The 20,030-nt window shown below is 64.9% G+C and carries 18 protein-coding genes and 1 tRNA gene; 10 read left to right on the forward strand and 9 right to left on the reverse strand.

Features of this window, described 5'->3' with window-relative positions:
* The 3 genes from M3G14_RS08015 to M3G14_RS08025 all read left to right on the forward strand — a co-directional run.
* On the forward strand, positions 1-776 hold a 776-nt coding region (locus M3G14_RS08015; protein WP_259926015.1), incomplete at its 5' end, for an ABC transporter permease.
* A gap of 32 nt (positions 777-808) precedes the next feature.
* Positions 809-1,972, forward strand: a complete 1,164-nt coding sequence (locus M3G14_RS08020; protein ID WP_259926016.1) for a sensor histidine kinase — start codon at positions 809-811, stop codon at positions 1,970-1,972.
* Positions 1,969-2,577 (forward strand): response regulator transcription factor, encoded by a 609-nt coding sequence (locus M3G14_RS08025; RefSeq protein ID WP_259926017.1) that lies wholly within the window; start codon positions 1,969-1,971, stop codon positions 2,575-2,577. The genes M3G14_RS08020 and M3G14_RS08025 overlap by 4 nt, the downstream gene beginning before the upstream one ends.
* A 3-nt stretch (positions 2,578-2,580) precedes the next feature.
* Here the strand turns inward: M3G14_RS08025 and M3G14_RS08030 are convergent, their stop codons facing one another.
* The 6 genes from M3G14_RS08030 to M3G14_RS08055 are packed head-to-tail and all read right to left on the reverse strand — an operon-like array spanning position 2,581 to position 8,537.
* Positions 2,581-2,919: a Na+/H+ antiporter subunit G gene (locus M3G14_RS08030; protein ID WP_259926018.1), complete on the reverse strand. Its 339-nt coding sequence runs from the start codon at positions 2,917-2,919 to the stop codon at positions 2,581-2,583.
* Positions 2,919-3,185 carry a cation:proton antiporter gene (locus M3G14_RS08035; RefSeq protein ID WP_259926019.1) on the reverse strand — a complete coding sequence of 89 codons (267 nt, stop codon included), beginning with the start codon at positions 3,183-3,185 and terminating at the stop codon, positions 2,919-2,921. The genes M3G14_RS08030 and M3G14_RS08035 overlap by 1 nt, the downstream gene beginning before the upstream one ends.
* Positions 3,186-3,188: 3 nt before the next feature.
* A complete protein-coding gene (locus M3G14_RS08040) occupies positions 3,189-3,653 on the reverse strand; it encodes a monovalent cation/H+ antiporter subunit E (protein WP_259926020.1) in 465 nt (154 codons plus the stop codon).
* Between the two features lies 1 nt (position 3,654).
* On the reverse strand, positions 3,655-5,193 hold the full coding sequence (locus M3G14_RS08045) for a monovalent cation/H+ antiporter subunit D family protein (protein WP_259926021.1): 1,539 nt from the start codon (positions 5,191-5,193) through the stop codon (positions 3,655-3,657).
* Complete coding sequence (locus tag M3G14_RS08050) at positions 5,190-5,621, reverse strand: cation:proton antiporter subunit C (protein WP_259926023.1); 432 nt, start codon at positions 5,619-5,621, stop codon at positions 5,190-5,192. Before M3G14_RS08050 ends, M3G14_RS08045 begins: the two co-directional genes overlap by 4 nt.
* Positions 5,622-5,624: 3 nt before the next feature.
* Positions 5,625-8,537 carry a DUF4040 family protein gene (locus tag M3G14_RS08055; protein WP_259926024.1) on the reverse strand — a complete coding sequence of 971 codons (2,913 nt, stop codon included), beginning with the start codon at positions 8,535-8,537 and terminating at the stop codon, positions 5,625-5,627.
* A 251-nt stretch (positions 8,538-8,788) separates the two neighbouring features.
* On the opposite strand from M3G14_RS08055, the gene M3G14_RS08060 reads away from it, so the two are divergent.
* A complete protein-coding gene (locus M3G14_RS08060; RefSeq protein WP_259926025.1) occupies positions 8,789-10,183 on the forward strand; it encodes a hypothetical protein in 1,395 nt (464 codons plus the stop codon).
* A gap of 417 nt (positions 10,184-10,600) precedes the next feature.
* On the opposite strand, the gene M3G14_RS08065 is transcribed toward M3G14_RS08060, so the two are convergent.
* Together M3G14_RS08065 and M3G14_RS08070 are read right to left on the reverse strand one after the other, a co-directional pair.
* Positions 10,601-10,677: transfer RNA gene (locus M3G14_RS08065), tRNA-Pro, on the reverse strand.
* Positions 10,678-10,756: 79 nt separating this feature from the next.
* Entirely contained in the window at positions 10,757-11,653 is an 897-nt protein-coding gene (locus tag M3G14_RS08070; RefSeq protein ID WP_259926133.1) for a metallophosphoesterase, read from the reverse strand.
* A gap of 68 nt (positions 11,654-11,721) precedes the next feature.
* Here M3G14_RS08070 and M3G14_RS08075 point away from each other — a divergent pair, with 68 nt between their 5' ends.
* Positions 11,722-12,174: a GatB/YqeY domain-containing protein gene (locus tag M3G14_RS08075; protein ID WP_259926026.1), complete on the forward strand. Its 453-nt coding sequence runs from the start codon at positions 11,722-11,724 to the stop codon at positions 12,172-12,174.
* An 8-nt stretch (positions 12,175-12,182) separates the two neighbouring features.
* Here M3G14_RS08075 and M3G14_RS08080 read toward each other — a convergent pair whose 3' ends face one another.
* Positions 12,183-14,609, reverse strand: coding sequence for a transglycosylase domain-containing protein (locus M3G14_RS08080; protein ID WP_259926027.1), 2,427 nt, complete (start codon positions 14,607-14,609; stop codon positions 12,183-12,185).
* Between the two features lie 274 nt (positions 14,610-14,883).
* Between M3G14_RS08080 and M3G14_RS08085 the strand changes: the two genes are divergently transcribed.
* From M3G14_RS08085 to M3G14_RS08105, 5 genes are all read left to right on the forward strand, one after another.
* Positions 14,884-15,252, forward strand: coding sequence for a WhiB family transcriptional regulator (locus M3G14_RS08085; RefSeq protein WP_259926028.1), 369 nt, complete (start codon positions 14,884-14,886; stop codon positions 15,250-15,252).
* Positions 15,253-15,597: 345 nt separating this feature from the next.
* Positions 15,598-15,693, forward strand: a complete 96-nt coding sequence (kdpF, locus tag M3G14_RS08090) for a K(+)-transporting ATPase subunit F (protein WP_233125659.1) — start codon at positions 15,598-15,600, stop codon at positions 15,691-15,693.
* A complete protein-coding gene (gene kdpA / locus M3G14_RS08095; RefSeq protein ID WP_259926029.1) occupies positions 15,690-17,405 on the forward strand; it encodes a potassium-transporting ATPase subunit KdpA in 1,716 nt (571 codons plus the stop codon). The genes kdpF and kdpA overlap by 4 nt, the downstream gene beginning before the upstream one ends.
* On the forward strand, positions 17,402-19,456 hold the full coding sequence (kdpB, locus tag M3G14_RS08100; protein WP_259926031.1) for a potassium-transporting ATPase subunit KdpB: 2,055 nt from the start codon (positions 17,402-17,404) through the stop codon (positions 19,454-19,456). The genes kdpA and kdpB overlap by 4 nt, the downstream gene beginning before the upstream one ends.
* Positions 19,457-19,469: 13 nt before the next feature.
* On the forward strand, positions 19,470-20,021 hold the full coding sequence (locus tag M3G14_RS08105; RefSeq protein ID WP_259926032.1) for a potassium-transporting ATPase subunit C: 552 nt from the start codon (positions 19,470-19,472) through the stop codon (positions 20,019-20,021).
* Positions 20,022-20,030: the final 9 nt, after the last annotated feature.

Here is a 20,030-nt window from a genome sequence, read left to right on the forward strand (position 1 = left end):
ATCACGCCACGCGCAGGCTGCGGTCGCTTGGCCGCGCCGAATGGCTGCAGTTCACCCGCAACCGGCTGCTTGTGTGCACCGGCCTCGTCTTCCCGCTGCTCTTGCCGCTTTTCCTGTGGCTGGTAGGGGACCAGTCGGTCGGCTCGACCGCGGCGGCGTCTGAAGTGTTTGTGCTGTTCGCGCTGAGCTTTGGTGTGTTCTACCCCGCGCTTTCCATGGCGGTCACCAGGCGCGATGAGGGCGTGTTGAAGCGCTTGCGCACTGGGGAGTCCCGCGACTGGGAGGTGCTGACCGCCATCTGCCTCCCGCTTGCCGCGCTCACGCTTGCGCTGATGGTCATTGTGGTGGTGGCGTTTTCCACCATGTCTATGGTGCTCCCGGTCGATCCGCCGGTGTCGCATGTGTGGCCGAAGAACCCGTTGATCATGGTGCCTGCGATGCTGCTTGGCATCGCCACCTCCCACGGGCTGGCCATGCTGACCAGTCGATTTACCGAAAACGCGGAGAGCGCGCAGATCACGTCCATGCCGGTGCTGATGCTCGTGATTTTTTCGCAGACCGGGATCCGTGAGCATCTGCCGGAGGGCATCGCAGGCATCATCGACCGCACACCGTTTGCGCTGACAAGCGACGTCTTCCGCGATGGGTGGGTCGGCGAGGGCTCCTTTGGCTCGCTGTTGGCAGATGCGGCAACGCCGCTACTTCTGCTCACGGTGTGGGCCGCGGTACTGCTCGCGGCGGGGTATCAGCGCACGCGTTGGGACACGCACCGCTAGTGGTGCAAGCGCTGCTACCCTCGGAGCACACTATGACGCACACGCAGCCCCTTCCCGCGGCGAGGAGTTCGGAGTCGGACTACTCGTCGCGGTTCCTCAAGCTCAACCGGTGGTCGCTCATCGGGATGCTGTGGCTTTTCGTTGTGGCATTTTCCTCCATTGTGTTCAAGCGCGCAGGAGGGGTCGGCGCAGAGACTTTCATGGGCGTGGCCGTCGCGGTCGCGGCGTGCCTTGTCGGGGCGATGGTGCTGGAGACCAGGCCGGAGCTTCGTCTTGAGGCGAGCGCCCACGGCGGCCGCTGGCTGCAGTGGGGGCTATCTGCGCACCTTCTCACTTTGGCGGTGTGCGTCGTCGCGTTCCTGTTTGCCCCGGCCCAGTGGAAGGCGGCGTCGGCAATCGCGCTCGGGGCTGTCTTCTTCAGCGTGTTGATTGCTTTCCTGCCGTTCTTGGCCAAGAAGTGGGTGTGGACTGGGCTTGCGCTCGCGGCTGTGTTCGCGCTTGTGAGCGCGTTCGGCTCGGTGGAGACCGCTGCGGTCCTGCTGGCCTATAGCGTCGCGTGCGCGGTGACGGTGCCCTTTACCAAGTGGTTTTCCCGCGCGATGATTGAAACGGAGCGCGCCCGCCGCCTCGAGTCGCAGCTCACCGCCGCGCAGGAGCGTTTGCGCATGTCGCAGGATCTCCACGACACGATGGGGCAGCACCTCGCGGCCCTGACGATCAAGTCACAGCTCGCGCTCGCCCTCGCCGAGCGCGAGGATCCGCGCGTGCCCCAAGAGCTGCGCGAGTTGCACGAGCTCACGCAGCGCGCGGCCTCCGATATGCGCAGCGTGGTCAATAACTACCGCACTCCCGACCTGGCCACCGAGCTGGAGAGCGCGAAGCAGGTGCTCGCCGGTGCTGGTGCTGAAGTTACGGTGACGGGCACCAGCGAGGACGTGCACCCACAGTTGCGCGAGACCGCCGCCTGGTTCGTACGCGAGACCACGACGAATATCCTGCGCCATTCTCAGGCGACGGCCGTGTCGTTCGAGTTCCAACCGCGCACGGTCACGGTGACCAACGACAACCCCCGGCCCGGGGAGGGCGGAGGCACGGGGCTCGAGGGGCTGCGGCGTCGGGCGGCCGAGCACGGGGCGTCGATGAGCGTGGAGCGCAGCGCTGCACGCTTTCGCGTGCGGCTTAAGGTGGACGCATGATTCGGGTCGCATTGGTTGATGACGAAACGCTGGTCGCCGATTCCCTCGCCACGCTCATCGGCCTAGAGGAGGACATCGACGTGGTGCACGTCGCCTACTCGGGCGCAGACTTGCTCGCGTGGTGGGAGGCGCTGCCAGCCGCTGCGCGCCCGGATGTCGTGGTGACCGACCTGCAGCTCGGGGCAGAGCAGTCGGATGGCATCGATCTTGCCTCGCTTATCGACGCCCACGTGGTCGTCGTCACCAGTCACGCAAGGCCCAACGCCGTTCGAAGGGCCCTGGACTCCAAGGTGCTCGGCATGCTGCCCAAGACGGCTGCGGCAGGCGAGCTCGCGGCTGCGGTGCGGGCGGCGTACGCGGGCAAGCGCTACGTCGACCCCGAGCTGGCGGCCGCCACGATTGCCGCCGGCGAATCGCCCTTGACCACGCGCGAGGCCGAGGTGCTCGAGCTCGTGGGCAAGGGCGGCTCGATCGAGGCCATTGCCGCGGCGGCGCACCTGGCGGCCGGCACGACGCGGAACTACATTTCCTCCGCAATTGCGAAAACCGGGGCGGCAAACCGCTTCGAGGCCTACACCATCGCCCGCGAGCGCGGCTGGCTGTAGCTCCTACCGCGGCACGTTGCGCAGCGTCTTGTCCTTGGCATCCACCACGGTGACGCCGTGGATGGAGCGGCCGATGACGAAGGAGCCGACGGAGCCGATGATCCACACGCCCGCGATCGCGAGGATGGCGCGGATGAAATCGTTGATGACGAAGCCGTCGGTCGACCAGCTCATCAGCAGGTTCGCCACGATCAGCAGAGGAAACGCCAGGCAGACGAGCGGGCCGAGCAGGTTCGCTCGCGTCAGCGCGTCCGGGGCACGCAGCTGGAGGGAGGCGGTGGCCACCACGAAGACAGTGGAAATGACCACTAGGACAGCGACGATGATTTCGATGATGCTCATTAGCGACGTCCTCTCGAGATGATGCGGGCCATGGAGATGGTGGGGATCGCGCCGCAGACGAGCGCGGCCAAAATAGCGATCTCGTAGGTGATCATGCTGGGGGTAAACAGCGTCCACACCAGGTAGATGGCGGCCATGGAGTAGAAGATGAGGTCTGCGAGCACAGAGCGCGACAGCTCATCCTTGGTCACAATCAACTTGACCAAACCGGCGAGCAGGCTCACCGCCATGACGACGATGCAGACGGTCATGATGGTCTGAAACATGGGCTAGTCCATCCTTTCGGCAGCGGGCAGGTTCTCCGCGTGCGCGTGATCCAGGTCTGGGTGGAGGTGTTTATATGGTTTCCACAGGACCTTGGAGGCGTCGATAGGCGTGTCCTTGAGCTCGGGCCTTAAGCGCTCCTCCATATCGGCGAGGTCCTCGATCACCTCGAGTGGGTCGTCGCCAAACGCGGCCTGCACGATGAGCAGGTCGCTGCCGTCTTCCGACGCTGCGTGCCGAAAGCCCAGCGAAAGGGTGCCCGGGGTGGCGGTAATCGAGGTAGAAAACCAGAAGCGGTCCCAGTCGGTGCGTACCCGCAGCGGGTAGAAGATCACGCAGGGTCGCATGCCGGTATCCGGCTTGAACGCGGCGATGGTGGCGTCGATGCCTGCGGCGTAGATTTCCTTGATCAGCCAGGCGCTGTAGCCGATGGCGTGGCCGATGCTTGAGAGTGCAGATTGCTTTGCCATGTTAGTTGCGGCCTCCCTGCAGCGAGTCGAGGTCGGGGATGCCGATCGGGTCGGTGCCCAATACGGCGGTGGTGTAGGCGTCGACGTCAAGCAGGCTGTCGACGGCCGAGGTGGAGATGCCCCACAGCTGGCCCGCGAAGATGAACATGAGCAGCGAGCACACCATCAGCGCGGCCGAGGGCAGCAGGAACTTCCAGCGCACGTTGAGCGCGTCCGGGTACTGCTGCATCGGGCGGCCCCAGAAGACTTCCCTCCACACACGCATCATGGACAGCAGCGCACCGAAGGAGGCGACGATGATGGTGGCGATGACCACCCAGGCGCGCCAGTCGTTCGCGCTGGCGGCCGCCATGACGATGGTGACCTTGCCAAAGAGACCGGAAAACGGCGGGAAGCCGACGATGGAGAACGCGCCCGCGGCGAACACGGTCGCCGTGAACGGGTCGCGCCGGGCCAGCCCGGACAGCCGTGCGATAGTGCCCGTGCCGTAGGTTTCCTCGATCGCGCCGGAGTTGAGCACGAGCGCGCCGACGGTAATCATGTGGTGCAGCGTGTAGATCAGGCCCGCGGCCAGGGCGTAGCGCGCATCCGCGCCCGCGTTGGTAAACGCGAGCATGATGAGGATGAACGGCATGCCGTTGACCATCTGGTAGGCCAGCACGCGGCGGATGGTGTACTCGCCCAGGCCGGCGAAGCCGCCGATGAGCATGGAGATCACCATGACCACGATGATCAACGTGTTCCAGCGCGGGTCCATGTCGAAGATGACCACCCAGATGCGGAAGAGCATGTAGACGGCCACCTTGGTGTGCAGGCCCGAGAACAGGCCCATCACGGCGGCGCTGGAGGCCGGGTAGGTCCGCGGCAGCCAGGTGTGCACGGGGAACACGCCGGCCTTGGCAGCAATGGCGATAATGACCAAGCCCATGGCCACGGTCACCGGCCCGTTGCCGGCGGCGGCGCCGCGCAGGGCGGCGATGTTGACGGCGCCCGCAATGCCGTAGAGGTAGCCCACGCCCATCACCAGCAGCGTGGACGCGGCGAGGTTGACCAGCACGAAGGAGCGCGCGGAACGCAAGCGGTTGCGGGTACCCGTCATGGCGATCAGCCCGTAGGAGGGCAGCAGCATGACCTCGATCATGACGAAGAAGTTGAACAGGTCGGCGGTTAACAGCGCGCCCGAGACGCCGGTGATGAGCACCAGCGTCAGCGGCGTGTAGAAGCGAGCCTGCGTCTCGCCTGCGGCGATGGCGAACCAGTTGGCGGTCAGCGCCACGATCATCGTGGTCACGATCATCACGGCCGAGAACTGGTCGGCGGCAAAGGAGATACCCACCCCGCCCTGGTACAGGCCGATGACGTGGGAGATCGTGCCGTGGGTGGCGGTGTAGGTAAACAGCCACACGCCGAGGCCTAGGTTGATGGCCGGGATGAGGATCGCCAGGGCGTCGTTCAGCTTCTTGGCTGGGTTCAGCGCGGTCACTGCCGCGACGATGAGTGGGAGGGCGACAAAAACGGGAAGGATCGCATCAACTGTCATCGGTTCTTCGCCTCCAACTTCTTCGGGTTCAGGCGGGAATTACGCCCGGCAGTGGACAGGGCAGAGGGAGAGAGGTAGTTCGGGTCGAACTTCTCGCCCTTGTGGGACTTGCCCACCTTGCTCGGCACGTCAAAGGTGTCGTCGTTCTTGCCCAGCGAGGCCAGCATGAGCAGGATCGTGGTGGTGGCCATCGCAATCACGATGGCGGTCAGCACGAACGCCTGCGGCAGCGGGTCCGAGAGCTCCTCGTACGGGGTGCGCGAGGGGAAGGCCTCGCCGCGCCACGCGCCCACGCCCGCGGCCAAGAGCGTGAGGTTGGAGGCGTGGCCGAACAGTGACATTCCGAAGACCACGCGCACCATGCCGCGCTGCATCACCAGGTAGACAGCGCCGGCCATCAGTACTGCGATAGTAAGTGCCATGACCATGGGTTACAGCTCCTTTTCCAGCATGTGCTGGGGGTTGTCTGCCGGGTTGAGCGGTGCCGGGTGCGCATCCACGGCGTCCTCCGGCTCCTCCGGGGCGGGCACATTCGGCAGCGGGTTTTCCGGGCCGCTGCGGGTGTAGTCCAGGTTGTCCAGCTCCGTGCCGGGGCGCAGGTAGCCGCCCAGGGCGTTGATGGCCTGGGTGACCATGCCGAGCACGGCGAGGTAGATGCCGAAGTCGAAGATCAGCGAGGTCGTCATGTGCTCCCCGGCGATCTCGCCGTGGATGGCGTACATGAAGCCGCCCTCCAAGAAACCGAGGAAGCCGGAGCCAATCGCGATGATGATGCCCCAGCCCGTCAGCGCGATAGGAGTGAACGGCTTGACCACCTCGGTATCCGCACCGCGGGAGAGGTAGTTCAGGCCGAAGGCCGTGGCCATGACCAGGGCTGCGACGAAGCCGCCGCCCGGTGCGGTGTGGCCGCGGAAGAAGATGAGGACGGACAGCACGACCAAGATCGGCACGACCAGGGCCGCGCCCTTGCGCAGCGGCAGCGAGTTGAACTGCGACTGGCCGAACGGGCGGGGGCGGGTGCCGGCCTCGAACATGTGGCGCGGCATGGACTGGGTTACCGCGGCGATGACCACGGCTGCCATGCCCAGCACGGAGAGCTCGCCGAGGGTATCAAAGCCACGGAACTCGACGATAATCACGGCGACGATGTTGTCGGCGCTGGTCATCTCGCCGCCCTCGGTGAGGTACCACAGGGCCAGGTCGGAACGGTCGTGGCGGCCGAGCAGGCCGTAGACGCCGAAGAAGGTAACGATGCCGGCCAGGACCGCGAAGATACCAGCAAGCGTCTTGCGGCGCGTCGAGGTCTTGGGGAACATGCGCGGCTGGTAGCGCAGCACCACCATGATCACGATCACGGTGAGCGCTTCCACCAGGAACTGGGTGAGCGCCACATCCGGCGCGCCCAGCATGAGCATCTGCAGCGTCATGCCCACACCCACGGTGCCCAAGAGGATGGCGGATGCCAAACGGGAGCGGGTGCATACCATGCCCACCACAGAGCAGGCGATGATGGCGAACGGGATGAGGTCCCACCACACGTCGATACCCTCGGCGCGCGGCGCGAGCGGCATACCGTCGACGCCCTCGGTGCCCAAAAGCGTAGTCAGGCCCAGCGCCACCACGAGGACGAGGACCGGCAAAAGGTGACGCGAGGGGTTGAAGGAGTTGGCCATCTGGCCCATGCCCTTGCCCGCGGTACCGAATCCGGCGACCATGCCCGCCAGCAGGTCGTTGCCGTTGGTGGGCAGCAGCTGCTTGTTCTCCACGGAACCAAAAACGTTGCGGCGCGCGAGTACGACGATGACTGCGCCGAGCACCAGCACGCTCAGCGAGACGATGAGCGGGGCGGTCACGCCGTGCCACAGCGCGAGGTGCGAGTGGTAGCTGGTGTCGCCGGTGATCGTGTGGACGGCGGCGTCGAGCGGGCCGTCAACCGAGCCGAGCACGAAGGGCACGACGAGCGACATCAGACCAGGTACCGCGGCCGGCAGCCAGAGGCTGACGGGGGCTTCGTGGACGTCGCTCATGTCCTTCGGGCCGTCGACAAACGCTCCGAAGACGATCTTGGCGGAGTAAAGGAAGGTCAACAGTGCCGCGAAACCGGCGACGAGCAGTAGCACAGTGCTGTACTCGGTCTCCGCGAAGGCGCCGAGGATGGACTCCTTCGACACGAAGCCGAACAGCGGCGGGATCGCGGCCATCGAGGCAGCCGCGATGAGGGTGGAGGCGAAGGTAAACGGCATCTTGTCCCACAGCTTGCCCAGGCGGCGGATATCGCGCGAGCCCGCCTCGTGGTCGACCACGCCGATGAGCATGAACAGCGAAGACTTAAACAGCGCGTGCGCGAGCGTGTGTGTCAGCGCCGCGGCCAAAGCGAGCGGGGTGCCGATGCCGATAGCGGCCACGATCCAGCCCAGGTGGGAGACCGTGGAGTACGCCGTGAGGTGCTTGAGGTCCGTCTTCGTGATGGCGAACAGCGCACTCATGATCGCCGTGCCAAGCCCCACGACGACCAGCAGCCAGTTCCACGCCGCGACGTCGGCAAAGATCGTGGAGAAGCGCAGCAGCAGGTACACGCCGGCCTTCACCACGGCGGCGGCGTGCAGGAAGGCGGAGACCGGGGTCGCCGCGGCCATCGCCTCGGGCAGCCAGAAGTGGAAGGGGAACTGGGCGGCCTTGGTGAACCCGGAGACCGCCACAAGGATGGCAACGGTGGTGGTCAGGCTGGGGTTTTCCCGCCAGATGTCGGCCGCCAGGACGTCGGTCAAGCGCGTGGAGCCCGCGCTTATCGACGCCACCGCCAACGCCGCCAGCAGCGTCAACCCACCAAAGAACGTGAGGATGAGCGTGCGGTAGGACCCAGCCTCGCCGCCGGAACCCGAGCGCGCGATGAGCATGAAGGAGGCGATGGAGACGAGCTCCCACCCGATGAACAGTAGGACCGTATCGTTGGCCAGCACGAGCAGCAGGACCGACAGCGTAAAGGCCGTCATGATGGTGTAGAAGCTCGTGTTGCCCTGCTTCTTAGGCAGGTAGGCCGCCGAGTATGTCATGACCACTGCGCCGATGACCAGGGCGAGCAGCGCGAAGAAGATGCTGAGTCCGTCGGCGCGGAGCGCGAAGGCGACGGCGCTGCCTTCCCCAAGGATGTCGCGTGCCCAGGTCACCTCCCATTCCAAGGGCGTGCCGTCGGCAATGCCTGGGAACTCTTTCCCGAGCACGATGGCGGCAGCGGCGAGGATGAGCGCGATCGGCAGACCTGCTTTGCGGTCCATGACTCGCACGAGAATGGGCGACAAGATCACTGTCGCCGCAACGAGTGCGAGCACGACAGGGAGTGTCATGGTGAACCCTCTCCAAGTATGTAGGTAGCCAAGTATTCGAAAATCACCTGCCGTGAAAGGCCGCCCCAATCCGGTGCACGTTGGCGCGCCGCTGCCCGCAATTCGTGCGCGCATGCGGTATAGCCCCACAAGACAGCAACAGGTAAAACGGTACCAGGGCTTTTTAAACAACCTGCAACGTGGCGTAAAGGCGCTGGGCTTGCGGTGTGCCTTCACCAGTCACACCAGTTACTTCAGTTACATTATGTTGCATGAATTGGCGATTGACTCGGCTGTGTTGCGCCGCCCTCGTACTCATCTGTGGCGTGTTCCTCCCCCTTGCCCCCGCAAGCACCTGGACCCGCGCCGGCGAAGAGACTACGGGTGCGCCCGCCGTCGCGCCTGGCCCCGACGGGTTGGTCCAGGCCCGCAAGGCCGCCGGTGAGGCCGGGGCGCAAGCCGGCTTCCTCACTCAAGGCACCGGACAGCTTGTCGACGGCGTCTCGCAGCTCGATTCCTCCTCCCAGGAGCTCATCAACGCGATCGCCGCCGCCCAGGCCGGATCGCAGGAGCTGTCCAACGGGATGGTCGAGCTGCAGGCGGGCACGGGGCAATTGGCCAACGGCGCAACCCAGGTCGCGGACGCGATCGGCAGCGTCGCCGAGCAGGTTACTGGCTTCGATGCGGTGCGCGGCCAGGTGGTCTCCACCATCGACCGCACCCTGGAATCCACCAAGGGGTCGAAAGACCCGGACGTCAAAGAGGCTCGCGAGGCACTCCAGGGGCTGCGCGGCCAGGCGGAGACCGCGCAGCTGCCGCCCGAGATGCTCGGCCAGCTCGAAGAGCTGCGTAAGGGCTCGCGCGATGTAGCCAACCAGCTTGCCGTGCCCGGCTACGCTTACCACGACGGTATCTACTCTGCTACCAATGGCGCTGCGGAGCTTGCCAACGGGCTGACCACCTTAAACGAGCAGGCGTCCGGTGCCACGGATGGCGTGACCCAACTGCAGGACGGGGCGGCCAAGATCGACGACATGGCGAACAAGACCTCGGACCAGATCGCCGCCATCCGCAAGGCGCTCCCGGCCGCTACCAATACAGGGAGTGTGCAGCAGGCGGGACAACAGGCGCAGCCGTCTGCCACGTTGGCCCCGGTCGCGGCCATGCTCATTGCGGCACTGGTGCTGCTCGGCGGCACCGCAACGGGGGCAGCCGCGCGACTGAGTCCCTCGCGGCGCTGGTGGATACACGGGTTCGGCGGGCTCTTCGTCGTCGCTGCCGGCGGCGCGCTCGTCGCCGTATTGGGAAGCGGCCTGAGCGCAGCGGTGTACGGGCTGCTTGCCCTCGCACTTGTGGCTGGGGTAGCCGCAAGCGCCGGGCTTGCTGACGTGCTCGGCGGCACCCTCGGCCCGAAGATCGGACTGCCGATCGCGGGCGTGCTGGCGGTCGCCCAAATCGGGCTGGTGGGCTGGCTGTGGCGCACCGCCTCGACCGCGCCGGTGGGCAAGGCGTGGGAGTATGCCGCCGGGGCAACACCGATGCACTGGACGACGGCGAGCTTGTCCGCAGCCGGCAATGGTGGGTCCGTCTCCGCGCTCTGGGCGGGCATTGGCGCAGGTATCGCACTCGCGTTGGTCTGCCTCGCGGGGACGAAGCAGCGCGGCTAAACACTTTCGTACAACGTGTGTTAGGATTTTCTCGCTCATTCCAAGTAATAGGGGCTTGGAAATGAGTGGTCTCCTTTCGCCCCACTGGGGTGAAATGGGTTAGGGATGGGATGGACCCCGCCCGGACGCTTCGCGCGACCGGCGGGGTCCTCTTTTACTTTGCTTCTGCCGAAACAGCGCAAGTTGGAGCTCGATTATCACCGAAAATCCGGGATAAACGATGTCCAACTTGCGCTATCTACGTGGAACGACCGCAAATGTCGAGACCGGGTTGTCGAGTGCCCGTGCAAAAACCAATGAATTCGACCTGCCGGTCTCGACATCTAGCGCGGCCGCGGTCAAGCAGCCCGGCCCGCCCACGCGGACCCCGCAGGCAAACGCAAAACCCCGCCCTGCTGGGCGGGGTTCTACGGAAAGTGGTCGGGATAACAGGATTTGAACCTGCGACCTCCTCGTCCCGAACGAGGCGCGCTACCAAGCTGCGCCATATCCCGGTTGTATCTGCTCTGTTGAGCGGTACCTGGGATACTTTAGCCTAGCGCTTCTGTTTGGCCAAAACGCCTGGCTGGGGCGTTATGCCGCCCGCTCGGTCACCCGCAGCAGCGCGGCGGAAGGCGGGCAGAAGAGACGCACGGGCGCGTACTTGGAGGTGCCCAGCCCGTTGGAGACCTCCATCCACATCTTCCCGTAGCGGTGCAGGCCGGAGGCGCGTGTTCTGTCGATGTCCGCATTGGTGACGATGGCTCGCTCGCCAGGCAGGCAGATCTGCCCGCCGTGGGTGTGGCCGGCCAACGCCAGGTCGTACCCGTCGGCTTCGAATTGGTCGAGGACGCGTCGATAAGGCGCGTGCAGCAGGCCGATGGAGATGTCCGCATCGGGGTTGGGGGCACCCGCGATTTCCTCGTAGCGGTCGAGGTCGTGGTGGGGGTCGTCGACGCCGGCGAGGGCGAGGCGGACGTCGCCAACTTTGAACTCGAGGCGCTGGTGGGTCGCGTCGCGCCATCCGCGCTCGATAAACGCGGCGCGCATGCCCTCCCAGGGCAGGTCGACGTAGGAGGGCTCGCGCTTCTGGTCGAGCAGGTACTTGAAAGGGTTGACCGGCTTCGGTGCCCAGTAGTCGTTGGTGCCGAAGACGAAGGCCCCCGGGCGGTTGAGCAGCGGGCCGAGCGCGTCGAGGACCCAAGGCACACCGCGCAGGTCGGAGAGGTTGTCGCCGGTGTTGATCACCAGGTCCGGCTCGAGCGCGTCGAGGGAGGACACGAACTTAACCTTGCGCTTCGCGCCCGGGATCATGTGCAGGTCGGCGATGTGCAGGATGTCGAAGGAATCCTTCGCGCGCAGCGTGCCGGGGGCGAGTAGTGGTAGCTCGTACTCCTTGAGCTGGAAGTTCGTGGTCTGGGTCGCGCCGTAGGCCAGGGTGCCCAGGCCTGCGGTGCCGAGCCCACCGATGGTCGAGGCAAGTTTCTTCATCGTGTTCACCTGCCTCACCTTAGTGCGCGGCCGCAGGATGGTGGGTGTCTCGCGTATCGTTTGAAGGCATGAGTGCATTGAAAGAACAGATTCGCGCGGACCTGAAGGAAGCCATGAAGGCGAAGGAAAAGGAGCGCACATCCACCATCCGAATGCTGCTGGCCGCGATCCAGACCGCGGAGACCGAGGGGGCGAAGCATGAGGTCACCGACGAGGACATTCAGAAGATCATCGCCCGCGAGGTAAAGAAGCGTCGCGAGTCGGCGGAGATCTACGCGCAGAACGGCCGCGAGGACCTCGCCGAAAACGAGCTCGCGGAAGCGGAAATCCTGAGCGGCTACCAGCCGAAGCAGTTGGATGATGCGGAGCTCGCCGAGCTTGTCGACGCCGCGGTGGAGGCCACCGGCGCCAGCTCCATGGCGCAGATGGGCCAGGTGATGAAGGAAGCCACGGCGAAGGCCGCGGGCCGCGCCGACGGCAAGCGTCTGTCTGAGGCGGTCAAGGCGCGCCTGAGCCAGTAGGGCAAGCGCTAGTTGCCGCCGAGCATGCTGGTGAGGCTGTCGGCGGCGTCGCTCAGCTGGCGCTCAATATCGCCGAGGTCCACCGGGGCCTGCTGGCTCTGCGTCGCGGGCGCTGAGCTGGCGGCGCTGGAGGAGGGGGCGGCTGGCTCGCCGGCGGTCGGCGCGGCTGGGGCACCGGAGCCGTCGGAGGCGTTGAGCGTAATCAGGCTGCCTGGGGGCAGGTTCGGATCCGCAGGAACTGCGGAGACCACGCTGTTGAAGGGGGCACCTCCGCCGGCAACCATTGAGACGGTAACCGTGTACCCCTGGCTCTGGAGGCGGGCGCGGGCGGTGTTGGCGTCTAACCCCACCACCTCGTCAATCGCGGCGCGCTTGGTGCCCCGGTCGAAGCTGCGCGAGGGAGACGGGATGCCCGCTGCTGCCGCTCCGGGTACGCCGTGGGCGGCTTGGAACCACGTGTTTGCCGCCTCATTGCCGCCGAAGAGGTTGCCGTAGCCGCACTGGCGCACAGGCGCGCTGCACAGCGGGGTGGTCTGCGTGCCGTCGTTGAAGATGTAGCTGGCTGCGGCCATGCCGTTGGTAAACCCGAGGAAGGCCGAGGACTGGTGCGATTCGGTCGTGCCAGTCTTCGCGGCCACTGGCGCGGTCCAGCCGTTGGCGGCCGCCGCGTCCTTGGCGGTGCCGCTCTTGGTGTCGTGCGACATGCCCTGGGCAAGTGCGCCCGCGACCTCCGGGTCGATGGCCTGCTCGCAGGCAGGGCGCTCGATGTAGACCTCTTGGCCGTGCTTGTCGCGCACTGACTTAATCGGGTTCGGCTCGCACCAGCGCCCGTTGGACGCCAGCGAGGCGCCCACGTTGGACAACTCGAGCGCGTTGACGGCAGTCGGGCCGAGGACGAAGGCACCCATGTTGTCGTCCTTGGCGGCCTGCGCGATCGAGCGGCCGTCCCCGAAGGAGTTCTCGTCGAGGTAGGAACGCAACCCCAGGCGCACCGCGATATCGACGGTGCGGGGCACGCCTACCTGCTGCACCAGTTCGATGAAAGTGGTGTTGGGGGACTGCGCCAGCGCGTCGCGAAGCGAGAGGCGCGGCTTGTACACGCCCGCGTTTTCCACGCAGTAGGCATCCGGCGGGCAGTTCGCGGCGCCGCCCTTGCCCATGCCGTACACCACGGAGCGGGTCGGGGTTTCAAGCATCGTGTCGAGACCGTAGCCCTGCTCGAGCGCGGCGGCGGCGGTGAAGATCTTGAACACGGAGCCGGCACCGTTGCCCACCATGGATGTCGGCTGCGGCATGATCGTCTGGCTCTGCTCCAGCTCGAGGCCGTAGTAGCGCGAGGACGCCATCGCGAGGATGTCGCGCGAGTCGGTGCCGGGCTTAATCACGTTGATGACCTCGGCCACCCCGTCGGTGTAGGGGCTGACGTTGTTGCGGGCCGCGTTGACCGTTGCCGCCTGCACCTCTGGGTCGAGGGTGGTGGTGATGGTGTACGAGCCGCGCTCGAGCTCTTCCTGCGGAAGCCCCTTGTCTGCGAGGTAGCGCAGGGCGTAGTCGCACATGAATCCGCTGTCCTCGGCGGAGAGGCAGCCGTCGGGAAGGATGCGCGGTGTGTCCACGATGCCCAGGGGTGTGCCGGCCAAACGGTCGGCTTCGGCTTGCTCGAGGTGGCCCTCGGCCGCCATGTTGTTCAAGACGGTGTTGCGGCGCTCAGTGGCCCCTTCCGGGTTGGTGTAGGGGTTCAAGTACTCCACCGACTGAAGAATTCCGATGAGTAACGCGGCCTGCTCCGGCGCGAGCTTTGCCGCCGAAGTGTCGAAGTAGGTGCGGGCCGCGGCCTCAATGCCGTAGGCATGGTTACCAAAGGACACCAGGTTGAGGTAGCGGGTCAGGATCTCGTCCTTCTCCAGCGTCTTGTCCAAGTCGGAGGCCATGCGCATCTCGCGCAGCTTGCGGGGGATGGACTGCTCCGTGGCGGCGCGGGCGGCGTCTTCGTCCTGCGCCTCGACGAGCCACAGGTAGTTCTTCACATACTGCTGGTCAATGGTGGACGCGCCCTGTTCCACGCCGCCGGCGAGCAGGTTGGTCACCATCGCGCGGGCAAAGCCCTGCATGTCCACGCCCTCGTGCTGGTAGAAGCGGCGGTCCTCGGTGGAGACCAGGGCGTTTTTGGCGTGCTGCGAGATCTTTTCGCTGGGCACCTCGTAGCGGCGCTGGTTGTAGATCCATGCCATGGGTGTGCCGTGCGTGTCCGTAATAGTGGTCACGCCGGGTACGTCGCCGCCGGACATGTCGGAGAGGTTTGACTGCATGGTCTCGTCGGTGCGGGCGATGGCCATGCCGCCGAGGCCGGCGATGGGGGCCAGGCACAGCGCGATTGCGATGCCGGCCGCGACGAGCGCGGCAAGCAGCTTTCCGAAGGAACTCAGTGCAGACACGCCTATACCTTAAATGATTGCTTTGCCTCAGGGGAATGAATATCTCCCCCCAAATATGTGATGCATTCGACACGGTTGGGGGTGTGTGAATACACTTACAGGTGCAAAATGCATACAGGGTTTGCAAAGCTTGCTCGGTTATTTGCGCGGCGCGCTTCCGGAAGTGGCTGCATATAAAGGGTGGGCAAATGTGGATCCGCGTGGCGTGCGCGGTATTATAACTTGCACGTCGATGAGAATTATGCACGAACGCTCTCCCGAAAGGAGCCCGATAATGACGACGACACTTGGACGCACCGGCTTGCACAGTGGGATCCGTGCAGCCTCTACGACCTCGCGAAAGAGTGACGCCGCGGGCAACCTTGAGTTTGACCGCGGGGAGTGGGTCACCCAGGCGCACTGCCGCAACGGGGACCCGGACGCGCTGTTTGTCCGCGGTGCGGAACAGCGCAAGGCCGCAGTGATCTGCCGTCGCTGCCCGGTCCAGATGGAGTGCTGCGCTGACGCGCTGGACAACAAGGTCGAGTTCGGCGTGTGGGGTGGCCTCACCGAGCGGCAGCGCCGCGCGGTGCTGCGCAAGAACCCGCACGTGACGGACTGGGCAGAGTACCTGTCCTCCGGAAAGGAAATCGAAGGGCTCTAACGCCCGTACGTCTTGCGGCCCCGCTCAGCTTTCTGAGCGGGGCCGCACTCTTTTCACGGCTTCTCCCGACGGGTGGAAGTGGGGGCGTAAAGAAAACGTAAAAGTTTGGCAGGTGGGGTGTAAATATCGCGCAAAGAACATGCGGAAGCGACGCTGACTAGCCATAACGTGAGTTGTGGCAGGTGCAATCGCACCGGCGCCTGATTCGCAGCACGTATCGGGCAATCGCTTCAACACATGTTCACATGGAGGACTCTTCCTGATGCTGGACCTTTTCGTCATTGTGGTCGTGTTCCTTACGCTCGGCTGCCCCTCCCTGGTTAATGAGATCAGGAGAGGAAAATGATGAGTACCGTAACCGCGACAGTCGGGCTCATCGTTGTCGCACTCCTCGTGGTCTACCTTGTCATTTCGCTCATTGATCCGGAGCGATTCGCATGATGCACGCAATAGCGGCGGTACTGCCGCAATTCCTCGTCCTTGTAGCGCTGCTGGTGCTCGCGTACGTTCCCCTGGGCAATTGGATGGCGCGCAGCTACACATCCGAGCGGGATTGGGCGGTAGAGCGCGGTATTTACGCAATCCTGCGCGTCGACCCCAGCCGGGGGCACAGCAGTAAAAACTATGCGCGTGCACTCCTCGGATTCAGCCTCGCTTCCGTGCTCGCGCTCTACTTAGTCCAGCGGTTGCAAACGGTGCTGCCGAGTTTCGGCAACGCTCGCGACACGGCGGTCGAGCCGTGGATGGCCTTCAACACCGCGGCATCGTTTGTGTCAAACACGAACTGGCAGTCCTACTCCGGCGAAGACACGCTGACCAACGCAACGCAGATGCTTGGCCTGACGGTACAGAACTTCGCCTCCGCAGCCGTTGGCATGTCTGTGGCTGCCGCGCTCATCCGCGGCATTGGCCACCTCGGGTATAGCCGCGACACGGTGGCTGAGCAGTCCGGCCAGCAGCTGATCGGAAACTTCTGGGTGGATTTAACGCGCAGCCTTGTCCGCATCCTGCTGCCGCTATCACTGGTCATTTCCACTGTGCTCATCCTGGGCGGCACGATGCAAACCTTCGGGTCCAATCTGGTGAGCGCGTCCGGCGTCGATATTTCGCGTGCGCCGGTGGCAAGCCAGGAAGCAATCAAGCTTCTCGGCACTAACGGCGGCGGTATCTTTGGTGCGAACTCTGCGCACCCGTTTGAAAACCCCACGGGCTTTACCAACATGGTGGAGATCTTCGCACTGCTCGTGATCTCCTTCAGCTTCATCCGCGCCTACGGTGTCATGCTCAAATCCCACAAGCACGCCTATACCCTCCTTGGGGTGGCCGGTGGTCTGTGGGCAGTGATGGTCATGCTGGTGGCGTGGGCGCAGCACACCGTGGTGGGAGGTGCCGCCACTGCGGCCGGAAGCAACATGGAGGGCATTGAGCAGCGCCTCGGCATCGATGCGTCCGCGCTCTTTGCGGTCTCGACGACAGGGACGTCCACGGGTGCAGTCGACTCGATGCATGACAGTTACTCACCGCTCGGCGGCGGCCTGCTCATCCTCAACATGCTGTTGGGAGAAATCGCGCCGGGTGGCGTCGGTACCGGCCTATACGGCCTGGTGATTGTCGCTGTGCTCGCAGTGTTCATCGGCGGGCTACTGGTCGGCCGCACTCCAGAGTTTATGGGCAACAAGATTGGTCGCCAGGAGATTTCCGCGGTGAGCTTGTACATCCTGACGATGCCGGTACTGGTGCTGGTCGGCGTCGGTGCGTCGGTTGCGCAGCGTGCGCTGGTTGAAGCGTCCGCGACGAACTTTGGCGCGCCGGGCACGCCTGACAACGCCCACGCGCTCTCTGAAGTGCTGTACGCCTTCACCTCGGCGGCAAACAACAACGGCTCCGCCTTCGCAGGGCTGACGGTGACCGAACCGTGGTGGCAGATCTCGCTTGGCGTGGTCATGCTGCTTGGCCGGTTCTTGCCCATCGTGTTCGCGCTGTCGCTGGCCGGCAGCCTTGCGGGGCAGCGTGCCCAAGCAACCACCGCGGGGAGCTTGCCCACGGCTGGCATCACCTTCGCCTTGCTCACGGTTGGCGTCATCGTGCTGGTCGCAGCGCTGACGTTCTTCCCCGTTCTCACCCTGGGTCCCATTTCGGAGGCACTCTCATGACTACCCAAACTTTGACACCCCAAAAGAAGCAGCGCAACGACAACAGCAGTCTCGTGGGACCGGCGTTGCAGGCGCTGCCCCGGAAGATGTCGCCGCTGGAGCAGGCCCGGAACCCGGTGATGTTCGTCGTCTGGGTCGGCGCTGCGCTGACCACGATGTGGTCCATCGCTGCGCCGAGTGTCTACGGCTGGGTGATCACGATTTGGCTGTGGTTTACCATCGCGTTCGCGGCGTTTGCGGAAGCCTACGCCGAGGGGCGCGGCAAGGCCCAGGCTGACAGTTTGCGCTCGGTGCGTGACGACGCCACCGCGAACCTCGTGACCGACAACGGCATCGAAGTCGTCCCGGCGTCGGAGCTAACAAGAGGCGCGATTGTCCGGGTTGAAGCGGGGGAGACCATCCCCGGCGACGGTGATGTGATCGAGGGCGCGGCCACTGTCGATGAATCTGCGATCACTGGTGAGTCTGCCCCGGTTGTGCGCGAGGCGGGCGGCGATCGCTGTGCAGTGACGGGCGGCACCGTCGTGTTGTCCGACTCCATCGTTGTCATGATCACCTCCGAGCCCGGCTCGACCTTCGTGGATACCATGATCGCGCTGGTGGAGGGGGCTGAGCGCAGGAAAACACCCAACGAGATCGCGTTGAGCATCCTGTTGTCTACGCTGACGATCCTTTTCCTCATCGCCGTCACCGCCCTTGCCCCAATGGGTGTTTTTACTGGCGCTGAACTGTCCCCACTCTCACTGATCGCGCTGCTGGTGTGCCTGATCCCCACGACGATTGCGGCACTGCTTTCTGCGGTGGGCATCGCAGGGATGAACCGCCTGGTTCGCCACAACGTGCTCGCCACCTCGGGCCGCGCGGTGGAAGCCGCCGGTGACGTGGCGACCCTGCTGCTAGATAAGACGGGCACCATCACCTACGGAAACCGTCAGGCAACGGGCCTGATCGTGGCGGAAGGCGTCGATGAACTCGAGGCAGCGAACGTCGCGCGCGTGGCTTCGGTCGCAGATGAAACGCCCGAGGGGCGCTCGATTGTCGCATGGCTGACCGAGCACTACGACCTGCCCTCCGGGGCAGGCGAGGAAGAACGCACCGCCGAGGTCATCCCGTTCAGTGCTTCGACTCGCATGTCCGGCCTGGACCTTGCCGGGCGCAAACTGCGCAAGGGTGCAGGAGACGCGGTGCGCCGCTGGGTCACCGAGGCCGGTGGCCAGTGGCCGCAAGAGATTGAGGCGGCAATCACCCAGATCGCGCAGGAAGGCGGGACCCCGTTGCCTGTTGCCGTGGAAGAGGCGGACGAGACTCGGCGGGTGCTGGCAGTGGTGCGCTTGAGCGACGTCGTGAAGCCGGGCATGGCGGAGCGCTTCGCGGAACTGCGCGCAATGGGCATTAAAACGGTGATGGTCACCGGCGATAACCCGCTCACGGCTGCCGCGATCGCACAAGAGGCCGGCGTGGACGACTACATTGCCGAGGCTACCCCGGAGGATAAACTCGCCCGCATTCGGGAAGAGCAGGCACAAGGGCGCATGGTCGCGATGACCGGCGATGGCACGAACGACGCACCGGCGCTCGCGCAGGCCGATGTCGGCGTGGCGATGAATACTGGCACCTCCGCGGCCAAGGAGGCCGCGAACATGGTCGATCTGGATTCGGACCCGACAAAGCTCATCGACGTCGTGCGCATCGGCAAGCAGCTGCTTATCACCCGCGGCGCGCTGACCACCTTCTCTCTGGCCAACGACCTGGCGAAGTACTTCGCCATTCTGCCTGCGCTGTTCTCCGCGCAGCTGCCGCACCTCGAACAGCTCAACGTGATGCACCTGCATTCACCGCAGTCGGCCATCGTCTCTGCAGTGGTGTTTAACGCGCTGATTATCGTCGCGCTGATCCCGCTCGCCTTGAAGGGTGTGTCGTACACCCCCGCTTCAGCGTCCTCGTTACTTCGCCGCAACCTCGGAATCTGGGGGCTGGGCGGCGTGCTCACACCATTCATCGGGATCTGGCTCATTGACCAGGTCGTCGCACTCCTCCCGGGATTGCAGTAGGAAAGGAATAGTCATGCGTATCTATATGCGTAACCTCATCGCCGGTTTTGTGGCAGTACTGCTGTGTACCTTCGCCCTCGGTTTGGCGTACCCGGCGGCGGTGTGGGGAATTTCCCGCATCAAGGCGGATTCGGCGGAGGGGAGCCTGCTCTACCAGGGTGAATGTCTGGCGGGCTCAGCCAAACTTCAAGATGGCGTGAGCGAAGGCCCGTACTTCTTCCCTCGCGCCGAGGGCATGAGCAACTACGGCGCGAGTAGTGCGGTGCTGCAGGAAGAGATAGGCAAGCGTCGGCAAGCAATTGCTCAGCGGGAAGGGGTCGCGGAGGGCGAGGTACCGAGCGACGCGGTGACCGGCTCTGGTTCCGGCGTCGACCCTGGGATCAGCCCCGCGTACGCCGCGCTCCAAGCACCTCGAGTCGCGCGGGAGCAGGGTATGAGTGTCGCGGAGGTCGAGGAGCTGATTGCCACCCACACTGACCTCGCTAGCCTGGGGATTCTTGGCCAGGATGCTGTCAATGTGACCACGCTGAACATGGCGTTGCCCACGCCACCGCCCTGCGCATAAGAGAATTGC

The organism is Corynebacterium sp. p3-SID1056, assembly GCF_025152525.1.
In the GTDB taxonomy this organism is placed as follows: domain Bacteria; phylum Actinomycetota; class Actinomycetes; order Mycobacteriales; family Mycobacteriaceae; genus Corynebacterium.